Source organism: Williamsia sp. z71, assembly GCF_059553375.1.
The window spans coordinates 131,699-147,933 of record NZ_JCANWX010000008.1 but is presented as its reverse complement, the minus strand read 5'-3'; the positions used below and the strand labels follow the sequence as shown (position 1 = coordinate 147,933).

Below are 16,235 nucleotides of genomic sequence, written 5' to 3'. Positions count from 1 at the left end.
GGTGACCACTCGCGACCGCATCCTGGGCCTGACCGTCGTGCTGCTGTGGGGACTGAACTTCCTGGCGATCCACGTCGGGCTCGAACATTTCCCGCCGTTGTTTTTCGCAGCCCTGCGGTTCGCCGTCATGGCGGTGCCGGTGATTCTGTTCGTACCTCGGCCCAACGTGCCGTTGCGGTGGCTCCTGCTCTACGGAATCGGTTTCGGCACAGTTCAGTTCGCGTTCCTGTTTCTCGCGATGGACGAGGGCATGCCCACCGGACTCGCGTCGCTGGTCCTGCAATCGTCGGCGCCGTTCACCGTGTTGCTCTGCGTCCTGCTGCTCGGTGAACGAATGAGCCGGCGCCAGGTGATCGGCATCAGTGTTGCGATCGCGGGAATGGTGATCATCGGCGTCGACCGGACCACACATGGCGCCACCGCGGCCTTGCTACCGGTACTCCTGACACTGGTCGCCGGCCTCGGGTGGGCGTTCGGCAATATCGGGTCGCGACTGGCCCGTCCGGACAACGCGCTGCATCTGACGCTGTGGATGTGTGTCATCCCACCGATTCCGCTGTATGCGCTCAGTCTGGCGGTCGAGGGACCGCAGGCCGGTTTCGACGCGATCACCACGACGGGTTCGCACACCGGGCTCGTCGCCCTCGCCGGCCTCGCCTATGTGGTGGTGTTCGGAACAGCGGTCGGCTCCGGTCTGTGGACCTACCTGATGTCGCGATACCCGGCGTCGCGGGTTGCACCGTTTTCGCTACTCGTGCCGGTGGTCGGTATCACGGCCGCCTGGATCTTCCTCGACGAGACACCGAGGCCATGGGAGATCATCGGCGCCGCCATCGTGATCATCGGATGTTTTGCCGGACTGAGTGCCCGGCGCGCACCCGAGCCGGCCGTCGAGGGACAACCGCCGTCGAACACCCCGATCCCGGCATAGCCGGACACTCACCCGAAGCGGCTTTCCGGCACCGACGACAGTCGGCCCTGGTTGAATCTGAGGTATGACCGGGGCTGGAGAACACGACGGCCAGCAGGTGGGACGCCCGCGCGACGACTCGATCGATCAGCGGGTGTTCTCCGCCTGCCTCGAGCTCCTCCTCGAGTCCGGTTGGGACGGAATGAGTCTGCGGCAGGTCGCCGTTCGTGCCGGTGTGAGTCGAACCAGTGTGCAGTTGCGCTGGTCGTCGAAGGCCGAATTGGTGTTGCATGCGATCCTCGGGCAGGCACCCGATCTGGCGCCGTTCACCGGCACCGATCGGAGCGGCTGGATCGCGTGGGTGGTGGAGGGCAGTCACCTCTTGTTCGCACGGGACGAGGTTCAGGCAGCCTTGCCGGGGTTGCTCGTGGCGCTGCAGAACGACCCCGACCTGCGCGCGTCGCTCTGGCGCCATTTCAGCGATCCGGCGATCGACCTGTTCACCGAAGGTGACGAATCCGCCCGCGACGACGCCCGCGCCGTTTTGGTCATGGCCGCCGGCGCCGCACTCTTCTCGGCAACCATTGCCGCCCAGGATGACACCCCGGCCCTGCGTTCGAGGATGACCACGCTGCTCACCCTGGCCGCAGGCTTGCCCACCGACCCCGCGGGGTAGTTCGCCACCACAATTTTCGGCACGCTCGGCGGTGATTTCGGCACGGTCAACGGACCCGCCCCCCGTCGAGCGGGCCTTAGTTGCCGTCGAGCGGGCCTTAGTTGCCGTCGAGCGTGCCAAAGATGTTTGTTACCGGGCATTTTCGGCACGCTCGACGGTGATTTCGGCACGGTCAACGGAAGGTGGCGACGATGGCCTCGGCCGGGGATCGCCACTGCAACTCCAGGTCGGCGAGCGTTCTGGTGTCATCGGTCGGGACCGCCGCGGTCAGGAACTCCGCGGCCTCCCCACTGAATCCTCCGCTGACCGGAATCCATCGACCGATGACGTCGACAACCTTGCCCAGTCGACGAAAAGCGTTCGGCTGCAGAGGTATCCGGCGAACCTTGCGGCCCATACCCGTTTCGACCGCGTCCACCATACCGTCGAATGTCAACATCTGACCGCCACAGAGGTAGCGTCGTGGACCCTTGCCCGATCCGGCGTTGATGATGCCGGCGTGGACATCTGCCACGTCCCGGACATCGATCATCTGCATGCCACCGCGCACCCGCGGCGCCCACCGCGAGCGGACGATGGTGCCCCAGCCCTGCTCGGTGACCCCGGGAGCGGTGTGCAGCGCCGGACCGACCACACTGCTCGGATAGGTGACCACGACCGGCGCACCGCTTTCCTGCAGCACCCGGGCCGCCCGTTCGGCATACCCCTTGCTCTTGCCGTAGGCACTGCGCGCCTGCGCGGTCGGGGTGTCGAGGGTGACGATCGGATCAGTGGTCGGAGTCAGCACCGCATAGCTGCTCACCAGCACCACCGGATCGAGTCCCCGTTCCACGGCCGATCGCATCACGGCCTCGGCGGCATAGGCGTTGACCTCCCACATCAGCTCCGCACGGCGATCGTCCGTGCCGACCACACCCGCGGCATGGATGACTGCGTCGGCCCCCGACAGCAGCGCGTCCACCGTGTCGGCGCTGCGCACGTCACCGATCAGGGTCTCGACGGTTCCCGACGCGGACAGCACCGGGAGGAGCTCGTCGATCTTCTCGTCCGGCGTGACCAGCAGGCGGACCTGATGCCCGGCCTCGAGGACCGCTCGGACCAGATGGGCCCCGAGGTAGCCGGTTCCCCCGGTGACAGCGACCAGCATGTACCCACTCCTTTCGCGCCGAACAGCCTCCCCGACGGCGTACACCGCGTACATTACTGTTCCGCTGGACCACTAATACGGGAATCCGAAAGACCCCCGACCTTCGAGGAAGTAGTGCCATGGGCGTGTACGCCGTAACCGGAGCCGCATCGGGAATGGGCCGCGAGGTGGCCACCAAGCTTGTCGCGGCCGGTCACACCGTCATCGGTGTCGACATCAAGGATTCGGACGTCGTCGCCGATCTGTCGACGACGGCGGGTCGCCGCAGCGCCATCGAGGAGGTCCTGGCCAGATCCGAGGGCGAACTCGACGGTGCGGTGCTCGCCGCCGGGCTCGGACCCGGCCCGGGCAGAGATCGCCCGCGATTGATCGCCGAGGTCAACTACTTCGGTGTCGTCGACTTGTTGCAGGGCTGGCAGGAGGCGTTGGCGGCCACCGACGCCGCGAAAGTGGTTGTCTTCTCCAGCAATTCCACAACCACGGTGCCGGCGGTACCACGTCGTGCCATCCGGGCCTTCCTGGCGGGCGACAGCGACAAGGCCGTGCGATCAGTTCGGATGTTCGGCAGGGCCGCATCGGTGATGGCCTATGCCGCATCGAAGATCGCGGTGAGTCGCTGGGTGCGACAACAGGCGGTCTCCCCCCAATGGGCAGGCGCGGGCATCCGACTCAATGCGCTGGCGCCAGGCGCGATCATGACGCCCCTGCTCGAGGCCCAGCTCGCCTCGCCCACGGAATCCAAAGCCGTCAAGAAGTTCCCGGTCCCCGTCGGCGGATTCGGCGATCCCGACAAGCTCGCCGACTGGGTGATCTTCATGCTGTCCGACGCCGCCGACTTCCTGTGCGGCAGCGTCATATTCGTCGACGGCGGCACCGACGCATACTTCCGGACCAACGAATGGCCACGCGCGGTCCCCCTCTACCGGATCGCGCCCTACCTCTACCGCTTCGGCACCTTCGGGCGCCGCAAGAAGTAGCCCGAGGCCGATCAGGCGCCGGCGAGATCCACGACGCGTTGCAGGTCGAGCCGGATCTGCCGGGCGACGGCGGCGGGACGCGCCCTCGGTTGCAACTCTGTGGGAGTTCCCATGATCACCACGGCATTTCGGTGGTTGTCGTGCGGGTACGACAGTCCCATGTTGACCAGCGCAACTCGGCAGCCGGCGTTTTGTGCCCGCACGGCGATGTGCGCGACCCCGCTGCCGATCGGTGCGACCGTGGCCGGGTCCTCGAGATTGCATGTGCCTTCCGGGAACACTGCAATGCTGTCCCCGCGTGACATCCGCTCGGCACAGGTGTCGATCATCTTCAGTCCGGCCTCCGCCGCGACCCGGGTTCCGTGGCTCTTGGCCCGGAACACCGGAATGCCCCCCATGGAATCGATCTTCCGGCGGAGGCCTTCGTCGAGGAACAACTCATCTTTCGCCAGAATCCGCGTGCGTCCGATCAGAGACCGCAGTGGGGACCGAAACGCCGCCGCGGCAACCACATACGGATCCACTTCGCTGATGTGATTGATCGAGATCACCAGTCGTACGCCGGACGTGATCAGCGCAGTCAGTGCTTTTTTCCCCGCGGGTTCGGCGAATCGAACCCGCGGCCGGTACCTCATTGCCAGGTAGCCGTATTTGACCAGCGCGTCACGACGATCCTGTTGATGCTCCAGGTAGTGGGCGTACACCTGGTCGGCCTCGGAAATATCGATGTTCACCAAACCTACGCTACCGTAAGTTACGGAACCGTAGGTTGATGGTCGGCCGACCGCTGCTCACCCGGTTTGTGGATGCGCCACCTTCAACGCCAGCCCGCGCAGGGCCTCTGTCACCGCGTCGGGGCATTCCAGAGGTCCACAGTGCCCGCTGTCGAGTTCGACGAGTTCGATCAGCTGGGGGAGCTTGGACGCGATCAGCCGCGACCGCTCTATCGGCGTGATCCTGTCGCTGCGCCCGGCGATCACCATCGTCGGGACGTCGACTGCCCCCGCGTCGACATGTTCGACCATGCCCACCAACAACGCACCGTAACCACCGCGTCCACGCGCGGATGTGGAGCCGACCATCCGGTCGACCTCGAAAGCGACCTCTGCAGCGGCAGACGTTCCGACCGCGACATGCGCCAACACCCTGCGCCGCAACGGCATCCGACGCGGCAGCGGCAATCGAGCCAACGGCACCACCGCGATCGCCAGGCGACGACGCAGACCGATCAGAGGCTCAGGACCCCGCAGGAAACGGACGTTGTCCAAGATCTGCCCCGACGTGGTGTTGACCAGGGCAACTGCCCGGACCCGGGTCGGCACGTCGTCGGGATAACGCTGCGCCCATGCCATCACCGCGATCCCACCCATCGAATGCCCGGCGACCACCGCTTTCCGTCCGGCCGGGACGGTCGCGGTGAGCACCGCATGCAGATCGTCGGCGAGATGGTCGAGGCTGTAACTGCCCGACCGGGCGGCCTCACTCTTACCGTGACCGCGGTGGTCGAAGGCGACCACCCGGAAATCTGCACTGAGTTGTTCTATCTGGTTGCGCCAAAAGCTGATCGAACACGTGATCCCGTGCGAGAGCACAATGATCGGGGCATCCGGGCGGCCGCGGATCTCGGTGTGCAACCGGGTGCCGTCCGCACTGCGGACATCGATCACAGAGGGTGTCATGCTCAGCCCACCCGAGCCAGCTTGTGTCTGGCTCCCCGATTCGGACATGAGTCCATTACTAACAGATAAGTCTCAAATGCGATACTGCTTCGATGCCACGCCCCGGCGCACCACTGCCCCGTCTGTTCGAGCGCGCTGCCGTCGCGGCCGTCTCCGACAAACACGCCGATTCCGCAGATGACGACGTGTTCGACGCGGCCCTGAGTGTGCTTGCCGAGCTCGGTACCCGGGCCGCGACGATGGATGACGTGGCATCGCGGTCGGGGGTCAGCCGGGCCACCCTGTTCCGCCGGTTCGGCAGTAAGGATGCGGTGTTCGAGGCAGCCATCGCAGCGCTGCTCCGGAACTTTCTCACCGAGATCACCGCCACGTTCCTGCGGGTCACCGATCCCACCGACCGCATCGTGGAAGCCTTCGTGGCCTGCCTGCAGCTGCGCAAGCGGTTCCTCGGCGACAACCCGAAACCAGAACACAGCAGGGACGTCCTGGCGATCTTGTCCAGCGGCGACCCGTCCCCGATCGAATACGGTCGGCAGTTCATCGCTGCGCGCATCGCGATGGCTCAGGCCGACAGCCTGCTTCCCCCGTCGGATCCCGCCATCCAGGCCGACGCGATCGTCCGGTTGACCCTGGGGTACCTGATCGTCCCCGACGGCTTGTTCGACCTCAACGACAAGGCCGTGGCACGGGATATCGCCCGTCGCACGATCGCGCCGCTGGTGACCGGCACCCTGCATTAGCCGTTCGCCCCCGGCCTCTGGGAGCAACTGGCACCCCGGGGCCTCGACGCGCGGGGGGCGACTCGTGCAATGAACTGCGCCACAAGCCGACCCAGCATGGATTCGGTCACAAACGTGGCACACGCTGGGAATTCGTCGACGTTTGAGGTATACCCGTGGGGGGTAAGCCTTTGCGGAGGCTGGGGAACGGAGGTGCATGTCAGTGGTCGTGGATTCAGACGCGCGACCTCTCGTCGTCGCACCTACCTGGCGGCAATCTCGCCCCTCCGCACTGCTGATGACGGGCGCGGCGCTCGCCGTCTTGGCCGGTGTGTTGCTGATGCACTCGGTACCGATGGCGCATACCCCTGGTGGACGCATGGTGTCGACCGGATCGATCACCGAAACCTCGACGTCAGCAGCCTCGGGTATATCGCAGATCGTGGAGAGCTGCGCCGCCAATTGCTCCGGTCGTGCCGGGATGGCGATGTGCATGGCCGTCATCACGATCGCCTCGGCCCTTATGTTCGTTCGACGACTGCTGAAACACCACGCCGCAGGCCCCGCCCACCGATCCGGTATCGGCCTGCTGGGCAGGCATGCTTCCCGGGCACCACCTTGGGCGACACCCACTTTGGAGAAATTGTCGATCTTGCGGATCTGATGGGCACCCCGTCCAGCCGTGACAACTTGCCGTTGCCGGCCGGGCCGAAATCGACACCATGAAGGTCATGCAGACGCAGCCCTGAACCCCAATAGCCCTTTCCGACCCCCCACCCCGCCGCCGTTCCCTGAGCGTCGGCGTGCCGTCCCACTTGTTTCTGGAGATCACATGCATATCCGCTCGCTTCTGCGGGTGTTGCTGCTGCCGCTCATCGTCGTGATGCTCGCGGCCTGCAGCTCATCCACCTCGCCCTCGGAGTCGCCCGGCGAGCCGTCCTCGGCCCCGGCCGTTGCCGCCCCCGACATCACGTTCACGCCCGGCGACGGCGCGGACTCGTTCAACCCGACCGACCCCGTCATCGTGGAGTCATCGCTCGGCACCTTGGAGTCCGTGGTGATGACCAACGAGGAGGGTTCGGTCATCGACGGGATCTTCACTCCTGACCGGGTTGCCTGGAAACCCGCTGTGCCACTGGGATACAGCCGCGAATACACCATTGTGGCCAACGCGGTCAACGATGGTCAGCGCACCGAGGAGACCGCCTCGTTCGCGACGATCATCCCCGGCAACCAGACCAAACCGACGTTCGTCACCACCGGCGGCAATCTGCTCGCCGACGGCGGCACCTACGGTGTCGGCATCGTGATCGTCGCGCACTTCGACGAGCCCATCCCCGACCTCGCGACCGCGGAACGCACGTTGTCGGTGCGCACCGACCCGCCCGTCACCGGCGCCTGGCACTGGGTCGACGACCAGAACGCACACTGGCGACCCCAGGAGTACTACACCCCGGGCACCACCGTCACCGCGAGCGCCGATGTCTACGGAATCCAGCTCGGGGACAACCTGTTCGGTCAGGAAGACGTGAGTACCTCGTTCACCATCGGTGACGCACACGTGTCGATCGCCGACGACACCACCAAGCAGGTCAGCGTCTACAACAACGGTGAGCTCGTGCGCACAATGCCGACCTCGATGGGCCGTGGCGGCACCGAAACGGTGAACGGACGCAGCATCCATTTCTGGACACAGTCGGGCATCTACACGGTGCTGGACAAGGCCAGCCCGGTCATCATGGACTCGTCGACCTACGGTCTGCCGGTCAACTCCCGGCTGGGCTATCGCGAGACCATCTACAACGCCACCCGGATCAGTAACGACGGCATCTACCTGCACGAGCTCGAGGACACCGTCCCCCAGCAGGGCAATACCAACATGTCCGCCGGTTGCCTCAACCTCAATGCCGAGAATGCCAAGTGGTTCTACGACTTCTCGGTACCCGGCGACATCGTCGAGGTGCGCAACACCGGAGGACCACCGCTGGAACTCTGGCAGAACGGCGACTGGAGCGTGCCCTGGGATCAATGGGTCGCGGGTAGCGCACTGGCCTGACCACGGGATCAACCCTCGACACATACCCCATAGGGGTATACATTTGGCATCATGCGCGCACCACATGACGGGGACCGGTCCATGCCGACCATGCGCAAGCCACCCGGTGCGGACCCCTCCGGTCACACCGGTTCTGCTGCGACGGCAAGCTCCGGGCACGACCACCACGGCGGGCACGGCGGGCACGGCGGGCACGGCGGGCACGGCGGGCACGGCGGGCACGGAGATCACGTAGGGCAGTTCCGGAGACTGTTCTGGATCATGCTGGTACTCGCCGTGCCCGTGGTCGGGTTCTCGGGCATGTTCGCTTCGCTGATCGGCTACGACCTCCCCGACGCCGAATGGGTCTCGTGGATCTCCCCGGTCCTGGGCACGGTCATGTTCGCCTGGGGCGGGAAGCCCTTCCTCACCGGCGCGGTCGGTGAACTGCGAGCCCGCACACCCGGGATGATGCTGCTCATCGCACTGGCGATCTCGGTGGCATTCGTCGCGTCGTGGGGTGCGAGCCTGGACCTGCTGCACCATGACCTCGACTTCTGGTGGGAACTCGCCCTGCTGATCGTCATCATGTTGCTCGGGCACTGGATCGAGATGCGGTCGCTCGCCCAGACCACCTCGGCCCTCGATTCGCTGGCCGCCCTGCTGCCCGACGAAGCCGAACGGGTCGACGGCGACACCATCACCGTCGTGCCCCCGGCCGGGCTACGGCTCGGTGACGTCGTCATCGTCCGCCCGGGTGCGGCCGTACCCGCCGACGGCACCATCGTCGACGGTGGCGCCGACATGGACGAGTCGATGGTCACCGGTGAGTCGAAGACGGTACGGCGTTCCGTCGGCGACGCCGTGGTGGCCGGCACCGTCGCCACGGATTCCGGGCTGCGCGTCGAGGTCACCGCAGTCGGGGACGACACCACCCTGGCCGGGATCGCACGGCTGGTCTCCCAGGCCCAGAACTCCTCGTCCCGCGCCCAGCGTCTGGCCGACACCGCGGCCGGCTGGCTGTTCTGGTTCGCCCTGGGCGCCGCGGTCCTGACCGCGATCGTGTGGTCGGTCCTCGGCTACCCCGACGACTCGGTCGTCCGCACCATCACCGTCCTCGTCATCGCCTGCCCCCATGCACTCGGACTGGCGATCCCGCTGGTCGTGGCGATCGCCACCGAACGCGCCGCCCGCGGAGGCGTACTGATCAAGGATCGTCTGGCGCTGGAGAGCATGCGCACGGTCGATACCGTCCTGTTCGACAAGACCGGCACCCTGACCCGCGGGGAACCTGCCGTGACCGCCGTACACGCCATCGCCGGACACACCGACGACGACATGCTGGCCGCAGCAGCCGCCGCCGAACGCGACAGCGAGCATCCGCTCGGCAAGGCGATCGTCAACGCCGCCACCGGCAGCGGCCTGACGATTCCACGGGCGTCGGACTTCACGTCCGCGCCCGCCGTGGGAGTGTCGGCGATGGTCGAGCACCGCCATGTCGAGGTGGGTGGACCGCACCTGCTCGCCCGGTACCGGCACCGCGAACTCGAGGTCGCCGACAGCTGGCGCGCCGACGGGGCGATCATCCTTCACGTGGTCTCCGACGGTGAGGTGATCGGCGCCCTCGCCCTGGCCGATGAGATCCGCGACGAGTCCCGAGAGGCCGTCGCCGCGCTGCAACAACTCGGCATCACGGTGGTCATGATCACCGGCGATGCCGAAGCCGTGGCCCACTCCGTGGCCGCCGAACTCGCCATCGACCGAGTGTTCGCGGGCGTCCGCCCCGAGGACAAGGCATCCAAAGTCGCCGAGTTGCAGCACGAAGGACGCAAGACCGCGATGGTCGGTGACGGCGTCAACGACGCCCCCGCACTGGCGCAGGCCGACGTCGGTATCGCGATCGGCGCCGGCACCGACGTGGCGATCGCGTCCGCCGGTGTCATCCTCGCCAGTGACGACCCGCGCTCGGTCCTGTCGGTCATCGAACTGTCGAAGGCCACCTACCGCAAGATGAAGCAGAACCTGTGGTGGGCAGCCGGTTACAACCTCATCTCCGTACCCTTGGCCGCCGGAGTCCTGGCCGGTATCGGGTTCGTGCTGCCGATGTCCGTCGGAGCGATCCTGATGTCCGCATCCACGGTTGTGGTCGCACTCAACGCCCAGCTCCTCCGGCGCCTCGACCTGCGGCCCGAGGCCGGCACCGAGAAGGTGCTGCGGCGATGAGCATCTACCCGTCCAACTCACGAGAACCCTAGGATCGTCACCATGACTGCCACCCCGACCGCTGACGCCGACCACTCGGCCCCACACGGGTACATCGACGACAAGAAGAAGTACCTCGCCCGACTCAAGCGCATCGAGGGTCAGGCCCGAGGGATCCATCGGATGGTCGACGAAGAGCAATACTGCATCGACATCCTCACCCAGATCTCCGCGCTGACGAAGGCGGTCGAAAGCGTCGCGCTGGGCCTGCTCGACGACCACCTGCGGCACTGTGTGCTCGACGCCGCACAGACCGGCGGCGAAGAAGCCGAACTCAAACTCGCCGAGGCGTCGGCAGCCATCGCCCGGCTGGTCCGATCCTGACTCCTCATCGGTTGCCACCAGGGCCCGACCGGTCTCGACACGGGTCACACCGGGACCTGTGACAAACTCGCTGCCATGCTCGACGATGACCGACCGCGCCCATCCGCCCGGCTCCGACCACGCGCCAAGCTGGCCCTGCGCGCCGCCGCTGCCGCCCGCTGGGCCTCTCAGAAAACCGGCCGCGGCAAAGGCTCCATGATCGGCGGCCTGGTCGCGCTGAAGATCGATCCGAACCTGCTCGGTGAGCTCGGCCGCGGCAAGCGGACCGTCATCATCACCGGGACCAACGGCAAGTCCACGACCACCCGGATGACCGCTGCGGCGCTCGCCTCACTCGGCGAGGTGGCCTCGCAGGCCGACGGCGCCAACATGGATGCCGGCATCGTGGCGGCGCTCTCACTGCACCCGAACGCAAAGCTCGCCGCACTCGAGGTCGACGAACTGCACGTCCCCCACGTCAGCGACGCCGTCGAACCCGAGGCGATCGTGCTGCTGAACCTGTCCCGGGATCAGCTCGATCGGGTCGGTGAGATCAACATGATCGAACGCCGCCTCCGCGAGGGCATCGCCCGGCATCCGCAAGCCACCATCATCGCCAACTGCGACGATGTACTCATCTCGTCCGCCGCCTACGACGCCCCGAACGTGGTGTGGGTGGCCGCGGGTGCGGGCTGGGCCAACGACTCGGTCAGTTGCCCACGCTCCGGGGAGCCGATCGTGCGCGAAGGCGATCACTGGTACTCCCCCGCCATCGATTTCAAACGGCCCCAACCTGATTGGTGGTTCGACGAGACGCACGTGTACGGACCCAACGGCTTCTCCCACCCGATGGAACTCGCCGTGCCAGGCAAGGCGAACCGCGGGAACGCCACACAGGCGATCGCCGCCGCGGTGACCATGGGCGCCGACCCCGCATCGGCCGCCGCAGCGGCGGGCACGGTCGGCGAGGTGGCCGGCCGGTACGGCGTCCACCAGATCGGACCACATCGCGTCCGCGTGCTGCTGGCCAAGAACCCCGCCGGCTGGCAAGAAGCCATGTCGATGATCGACCAGGACGCCGAAGGACTGGTCATCGCGGTCAACGGTCAGGTGCCCGACGGTGAGGACCTGAGCTGGCTCTGGGATGTGCGTTTCGAGGAGTTCGAGAACATCCAGGTCGTCGCCGCCGGGGAACGGGCCACCGACCTCGGGGTACGCCTTCTCTACGCCGGCGCCGAACACACCACGATCGCCGACCCGATGGCAGCGATCGCCTCCTGCCCACCGGGCCGGGTCGAAGTACTCGCGAACTACACCGCATTCCGCGACCTGGGAATCGCAATGGACCGCGCGGAGAAGGGAATCCGCTGACATGAGCGAATCGACATTGCGCATCGGTCTGGTCCTGCCCGATGTGATGGGCACCTACGGCGACGGCGGCAACGCCCTGATCCTGCGGCAGCGCGCCCGCATGCGCGGCATCGACGCCGAGGTCGTCCAGATCACGCTCGCCGACCCGGTCCCCGAATCCCTCGACGTGTACACCCTCGGCGGCGCCGAGGACTACGCGCAGCGCCTGGCGACCCGGCATCTGACGAAATACCCAGGGCTGCAACGGGCCGCCGAAGCCGGACGACCGGTCCTGGCGATCTGCGCGGCCATCCAGGTGCTCGGGCACTGGTACGAGACCTCGGCCGGCGAACGGGTCGACGGCATCTCGATGCTCGACCTCACCACCACACCCCAAAAGACCCGCAGCATCGGCGAACTCATCACCGAGCCGACGCCCGAGTCCGGCCTGACCGCGCCGCTGACCGGCTTCGAGAATCACCGCGGCGGAACCACTCTCGGCCCGGACGCGCGACCTCTGGCCCGCGTCAAGCACGGTGTCGGCAACGGCGTCGGCGAGAGAATCGAAGGCGCTGTACAGGGTTCGGTGATCAGTACCTACATGCACGGCCCGGCGCTGGCCCGTAACCCGGAACTCGCCGATCTGCTGCTGTCCCGGGCGCTGGGCGTGGACAACCTGGAGCCGCTGGACCTCCCCGAGGTCGAGCGCCTGCGCCGCGAGCGCCTGGCGGCCGGCCGCCGCGGCTGAGACCCATGGCGAACTCACCGGTGCCACCACGCGGTGGCCCTCCACCACAGAACCGTGTCCCCACCAAGGCACCATTGGTCTTCGCGCTCGGACTCATCGCGCTGGCCGTGATCGTGACCGCCACCTGGGCGATCACCTGGTCGGTGACCGGCAATGACGATTCTGCGGCGCCGCCGACCACGGTCGTGACGGCCCCCGCCACCTCGGCGGTCGACACCGTCCGGGCGACCACCGAATCGCTCTACAACTTCACGCCGGACACCATCGGCGCGACGGTGAAATCAGCACAGGCATCGCTGTGTGGAGATGCCCTCGAGCAGTGGAACGAGACCGCAAAAACGTTGCCCGGCATCGTCGCGGACACCAATCGCAGTGTGGCGACCGCCAATGCCCACTACGGCATCGTGGCGCAGGATGAGGCCACCGCAACGGTGCTCGCCTTCTTCGTCCTCAACACCACCGAGAACAACGCACCGGCCCCGCCCGCCACCACGGCCATCGAGTTCACGGTGGACCGCACCGCCGTCCCGATGTGCATCAACGCGATGGAGGTGTTGTGATGACCGACGGAACACCGGAACCCAGGCGCCCCGCAGGCTCAACCCGACGCCTGCGCACGGCGATCATCCTGGCAGTGGTCCTTGTCGCCGTCATCGCCCTGACCATCGTGCTGGCCACCCTGACCGCCCCGGACGACGACTCCGACGCCGCACCACCGGCCACCCCCACCCCGGTGATCGATGATCAGCAGGCCCGCGACATCGCCGAGCAGGTCACGCGCAGCATGTTCGAGATCAGCCCGGCCACCGCCGACACCCAGATCGCAACATTCAAGGACCGCACCTGCGGCGAGTTCGCAGAAAAAGCGCTCCCCAACCTGATCTCGTTCACCGACCAGCTCAAGGACCAGAACCGCTCCAGCACAGTCACATTCGACGCCATCGCGGTCACACCCCACGATCTGGCCACACCTACCGCCGAGGTCCTGGTCGCGTCGTCCTGGCAGTCGGGTGAGGCGGTCAACCAATCCCGCATCGTGTACGAGGTGATCGTGCAGAATGGAAAGAGCTGCATCACAAAGGCACAGTTCCTGTAACTGCTCGCATCTGTGCCGCCTGCGGAGGTGACCGGTCACGCGACAATCATGGGGCAACCGGGGTCACGCCTTGCGAGATCGCAAGGAGGCCGGCAAGCTGCTGGCCGACGCACTGATCTCCCGCGATGCCGGTCTCGTCGACAATCCGGACGTCACCGTCTTCGGCCTCGCCCGCGGCGGGGTTCCGGTGGCCTGGGAGGTCGCGGCGGCGTTGCACGCACCGCTCGATGCCTGCATCATCCGCAAACTCGGGGTACCCAGTAGTCCGGAACTGGCGCTCGGTGCGGTGGCCTTCGGCGGTTCCCCGACGATCAATCGGCGGGTGGTGTCCGAATACGGGGTCACCGACGCACAGCTGCGCAGCGTCGTCGAGACCGAGACCCGCGAACTCGCCCGCCGCGAACAGGCGTACCGCGCCGGCCGGCCGCCGCCCGATATCGCCGGCCGGATCCCCATCCTGGTCGACGACGGGCTCGCCACCGGGGCGACCATGCGGGCCGCGATCGAGGCCGCCCGGCCGCTGAAGCCCAAACGACTGATCGTCGCCGTGGGCGTCGCACCACACTCGGCCATCTCCGAGATCGCGCCACTGGTCGACGATGTCGTCTGCGTGAGCACGCCGGCCGATTTCCGGGCGGTGGGCCAGTGGTACCAACGATTCGAGCAGGTTTCCGACGCCACGGTGTGCAAGTTGCTCGCGCATTCGCCCAGTTGACCGGCCAGTTCGCATGCCCCGGCGGGCTGCGACACCCATTCGCTACCAGCAATCTAACGTTCGCCAGCTAGAAGTTGCGCATCGTGGATATCACGATGTTGCCGGCGCAATGTCCGCTTTGCTGCGATTCTTAGTCCGGGTTTCCACATAAACCGTGAGAACCTACTCTCGTGGCGCTGTCCGTTCGGGGACAGTCAAAAGATCGGGGATCGTCTTGTCAGCTCGGCCGCATCAGTCGTTACGGCACCTGCTCCACGTCGGCATCGCGGCAATCGTCATGAGCCTGACACTCGTGACCTTCGTCGGCAGCGGTGTGGTGGGCACCGCAGGTTCGGCTTCCGCCGCCCCGCCGCCGCCCTCGACGTCCTCACCGAGCGCCGGTCCACCGAAAGAATGCGTCGGGTCGAACTTCGCGACCCTTGGCGGTATCTACGATGCGGTCTTCGACTCGCTGCTACCCCAGATGCCCGAGCAGGTCCAGCGGGACGCCGCCTCCATCAAGGCCGGCGCCCATCGCGACATGGACGGCCTGAGGGTGTCGTCGCTGGCGATCTCGAACCACCCGAGGGGCCTCGGTGCGTCCGAGGACTCCCCGAGTCTGCAATACCGGGACCCACTGTCGCAGTACATCCTGACGCAGCTGATGAACATCCGGAACGGCACCGAGTACGAGGCGATCACCCTCGAGAACATGACCTTGTCGCAGGCCGTCGAGACCGTGTATCTCTACCTCTACATCACCGTCATCATCCCGATGACACTGGTGGCGGGAACAATTCCGCCGATCATGCCGATCGGCCCCGTCAGCCTCGGACTGCTGATCTCGCTGCCGCTGAGCCTTGGCTCGATGGCGATCAACATGGTCAAAGAAGCACTGAGCGCCGCGCTCCTCGATGCCTGCATCGTTTCGGTCACCCAGGAGCAGAAGGACAAGGCCGGTCAGCCCGTCAAAGACCTGCGCTTCCCGAACCGGGTACCGCAGATACTCACCGATATCGCCGGACAGGTGATGATCGCCGAAGAAAAGACCTGCCCCTCGGTGGGATCGCTGCCGCTGTCCCGGATCGTCGACCGCACCTCGCAGTATCTGCAGGACACCACGGATGCCTCGACGAGCGCGCAGGTCGCCGACCAGACCGCGCGGCTGCAGGACTTCATGAGCCGGGCGCAGGTGCCGCACAACCTCATCCCGGAAGATCCTGCGGACTTCGGGACCATCGAGACACTGATGGCCCTCGGCCTCGGGTTTGTTCCCTACGTGGGCGGTGCCCCGACACAGGCCATCACCGGTCTGGTGGGCAATCACCTCAAGGGTGCGGACATGTCCGAGACCGTCCCGCTCTCAGACCTGACGGTCACCAAATCCATGACTGCGGGCTATTACGCCTACGCCCTGAGCACCCACGTGTTCAGCCTGGCCTACACCCAGAGCAAGCCGGCTACGGCCTCGGTGTTGCAGCTACTGCTTCCCACGCTGACCCCGGAGCAGTTGACGCAACTGGTGCCGAACCCGGGCAGTCTGATCAATGCGCCCAACACCTACGGACTCATCGTCTACCACAACGTACTTCGATCCGTCTGTCTGGCCGAGGACAACACCGGAGCGTCGACGCGCTGA

The 16,235-nt window shown here is 66.4% G+C and carries 17 protein-coding genes; 14 read left to right on the top strand and 3 right to left on the bottom strand.

Annotated elements, in window-relative coordinates:
• Position 1 precedes the first annotated feature (1 nt).
• Positions 2–931 (top strand): EamA family transporter, encoded by a 930-nt coding sequence (locus tag AC51GR_RS19970; RefSeq protein ID WP_496326384.1) that lies wholly within the window; start codon positions 2–4, stop codon positions 929–931.
• A 64-nt stretch (positions 932–995) separates the two neighbouring features.
• Entirely contained in the window at positions 996–1,586 is a 591-nt protein-coding gene (locus tag AC51GR_RS19965; RefSeq protein WP_496326383.1) for a TetR/AcrR family transcriptional regulator, read from the top strand.
• A 172-nt stretch (positions 1,587–1,758) separates the two neighbouring features.
• Here the strand turns inward: AC51GR_RS19965 and AC51GR_RS19960 are convergent, their stop codons facing one another.
• The gene (locus tag AC51GR_RS19960) at positions 1,759–2,733 is read right to left on the bottom strand and encodes an NAD-dependent epimerase/dehydratase family protein (RefSeq protein ID WP_496326382.1); all 975 of its coding nucleotides are present in this window, start codon (positions 2,731–2,733) and stop codon (positions 1,759–1,761) included.
• Positions 2,734–2,852: 119 nt separating this feature from the next.
• Here AC51GR_RS19960 and AC51GR_RS19955 point away from each other — a divergent pair, with 119 nt between their 5' ends.
• Positions 2,853–3,710 (top strand): SDR family oxidoreductase, encoded by an 858-nt coding sequence (locus AC51GR_RS19955; protein ID WP_496326381.1) that lies wholly within the window; start codon positions 2,853–2,855, stop codon positions 3,708–3,710.
• Between the two features lie 11 nt (positions 3,711–3,721).
• Here AC51GR_RS19955 and AC51GR_RS19950 read toward each other — a convergent pair whose 3' ends face one another.
• Together AC51GR_RS19950 and AC51GR_RS19945 are read right to left on the bottom strand one after the other, a co-directional pair.
• Positions 3,722–4,444: a lysophospholipid acyltransferase family protein gene (locus tag AC51GR_RS19950; RefSeq protein ID WP_496326380.1), complete on the bottom strand. Its 723-nt coding sequence runs from the start codon at positions 4,442–4,444 to the stop codon at positions 3,722–3,724.
• 57 nt (positions 4,445–4,501) lie between these two features.
• On the bottom strand, positions 4,502–5,389 hold the full coding sequence (locus AC51GR_RS19945) for an alpha/beta fold hydrolase (RefSeq protein WP_496326379.1): 888 nt from the start codon (positions 5,387–5,389) through the stop codon (positions 4,502–4,504).
• A 92-nt stretch (positions 5,390–5,481) separates the two neighbouring features.
• Between AC51GR_RS19945 and AC51GR_RS19940 the strand changes: the two genes are divergently transcribed.
• The 11 genes from AC51GR_RS19940 to AC51GR_RS19890 all read left to right on the top strand — a co-directional run bounded on the left by AC51GR_RS19940 (position 5,482) and on the right by AC51GR_RS19890 (position 16,235).
• Positions 5,482–6,129 carry a TetR/AcrR family transcriptional regulator gene (locus AC51GR_RS19940; protein WP_496326378.1) on the top strand — a complete coding sequence of 216 codons (648 nt, stop codon included), beginning with the start codon at positions 5,482–5,484 and terminating at the stop codon, positions 6,127–6,129.
• 196 nt (positions 6,130–6,325) lie between these two features.
• A complete protein-coding gene (locus AC51GR_RS19935; protein ID WP_496326377.1) occupies positions 6,326–6,772 on the top strand; it encodes a DUF6153 family protein in 447 nt (148 codons plus the stop codon).
• Between the two features lie 168 nt (positions 6,773–6,940).
• The gene (locus AC51GR_RS19930) at positions 6,941–8,164 is read left to right on the top strand and encodes a L,D-transpeptidase (protein WP_496326376.1); all 1,224 of its coding nucleotides are present in this window, start codon (positions 6,941–6,943) and stop codon (positions 8,162–8,164) included.
• Positions 8,165–8,254: 90 nt separating this feature from the next.
• Complete coding sequence (locus AC51GR_RS19925) at positions 8,255–10,366, top strand: heavy metal translocating P-type ATPase (RefSeq protein ID WP_496326534.1); 2,112 nt, start codon at positions 8,255–8,257, stop codon at positions 10,364–10,366.
• Positions 10,367–10,408: 42 nt separating this feature from the next.
• A complete protein-coding gene (locus tag AC51GR_RS19920; RefSeq protein WP_496326375.1) occupies positions 10,409–10,729 on the top strand; it encodes a metal-sensitive transcriptional regulator in 321 nt (106 codons plus the stop codon).
• Positions 10,730–10,804: 75 nt separating this feature from the next.
• Positions 10,805–12,079: a Mur ligase family protein gene (locus tag AC51GR_RS19915; protein ID WP_496326374.1), complete on the top strand. Its 1,275-nt coding sequence runs from the start codon at positions 10,805–10,807 to the stop codon at positions 12,077–12,079.
• 1 nt (position 12,080) lies between these two features.
• Positions 12,081–12,806, top strand: a complete 726-nt coding sequence (locus AC51GR_RS19910; RefSeq protein WP_496326373.1) for a type 1 glutamine amidotransferase — start codon at positions 12,081–12,083, stop codon at positions 12,804–12,806.
• Between the two features lie 5 nt (positions 12,807–12,811).
• Positions 12,812–13,366, top strand: coding sequence for a hypothetical protein (locus AC51GR_RS19905; protein WP_496326372.1), 555 nt, complete (start codon positions 12,812–12,814; stop codon positions 13,364–13,366).
• Positions 13,366–13,902: a hypothetical protein gene (locus tag AC51GR_RS19900; protein WP_496326371.1), complete on the top strand. Its 537-nt coding sequence runs from the start codon at positions 13,366–13,368 to the stop codon at positions 13,900–13,902. The genes AC51GR_RS19905 and AC51GR_RS19900 overlap by 1 nt, the downstream gene beginning before the upstream one ends.
• A gap of 70 nt (positions 13,903–13,972) precedes the next feature.
• A complete protein-coding gene (locus AC51GR_RS19895) occupies positions 13,973–14,617 on the top strand; it encodes a phosphoribosyltransferase (RefSeq protein ID WP_496326370.1) in 645 nt (214 codons plus the stop codon).
• A 277-nt stretch (positions 14,618–14,894) separates the two neighbouring features.
• A complete protein-coding gene (locus AC51GR_RS19890) occupies positions 14,895–16,235 on the top strand; it encodes a hypothetical protein (RefSeq protein ID WP_496326369.1) in 1,341 nt (446 codons plus the stop codon).

Coding starts and splice junctions, on each gene's coding strand:
- AC51GR_RS19965 (WP_496326383.1), top strand. CDS start 996: ATGACCGGGGCTGGAGAACACGACGGCCAGCAGGTGGGACGCCCGCGC.
- AC51GR_RS19960 (WP_496326382.1), bottom strand. CDS start 2,733: ATGCTGGTCGCTGTCACCGGGGGAACCGGCTACCTCGGGGCCCATCTG.
- AC51GR_RS19955 (WP_496326381.1), top strand. CDS start 2,853: ATGGGCGTGTACGCCGTAACCGGAGCCGCATCGGGAATGGGCCGCGAG.
- AC51GR_RS19945 (WP_496326379.1), bottom strand. CDS start 5,389: ATGACACCCTCTGTGATCGATGTCCGCAGTGCGGACGGCACCCGGTTG.
- AC51GR_RS19940 (WP_496326378.1), top strand. CDS start 5,482: ATGCCACGCCCCGGCGCACCACTGCCCCGTCTGTTCGAGCGCGCTGCC.
- AC51GR_RS19935 (WP_496326377.1), top strand. CDS start 6,326: ATGTCAGTGGTCGTGGATTCAGACGCGCGACCTCTCGTCGTCGCACCT.
- AC51GR_RS19930 (WP_496326376.1), top strand. CDS start 6,941: ATGCATATCCGCTCGCTTCTGCGGGTGTTGCTGCTGCCGCTCATCGTC.
- AC51GR_RS19925 (WP_496326534.1), top strand. CDS start 8,255: ATGCGCAAGCCACCCGGTGCGGACCCCTCCGGTCACACCGGTTCTGCT.
- AC51GR_RS19920 (WP_496326375.1), top strand. CDS start 10,409: ATGACTGCCACCCCGACCGCTGACGCCGACCACTCGGCCCCACACGGG.
- AC51GR_RS19915 (WP_496326374.1), top strand. CDS start 10,805: ATGCTCGACGATGACCGACCGCGCCCATCCGCCCGGCTCCGACCACGC.
- AC51GR_RS19910 (WP_496326373.1), top strand. CDS start 12,081: ATGAGCGAATCGACATTGCGCATCGGTCTGGTCCTGCCCGATGTGATG.
- AC51GR_RS19905 (WP_496326372.1), top strand. CDS start 12,812: ATGGCGAACTCACCGGTGCCACCACGCGGTGGCCCTCCACCACAGAAC.
- AC51GR_RS19900 (WP_496326371.1), top strand. CDS start 13,366: ATGACCGACGGAACACCGGAACCCAGGCGCCCCGCAGGCTCAACCCGA.
- AC51GR_RS19890 (WP_496326369.1), top strand. CDS start 14,895: ATGAGCCTGACACTCGTGACCTTCGTCGGCAGCGGTGTGGTGGGCACC.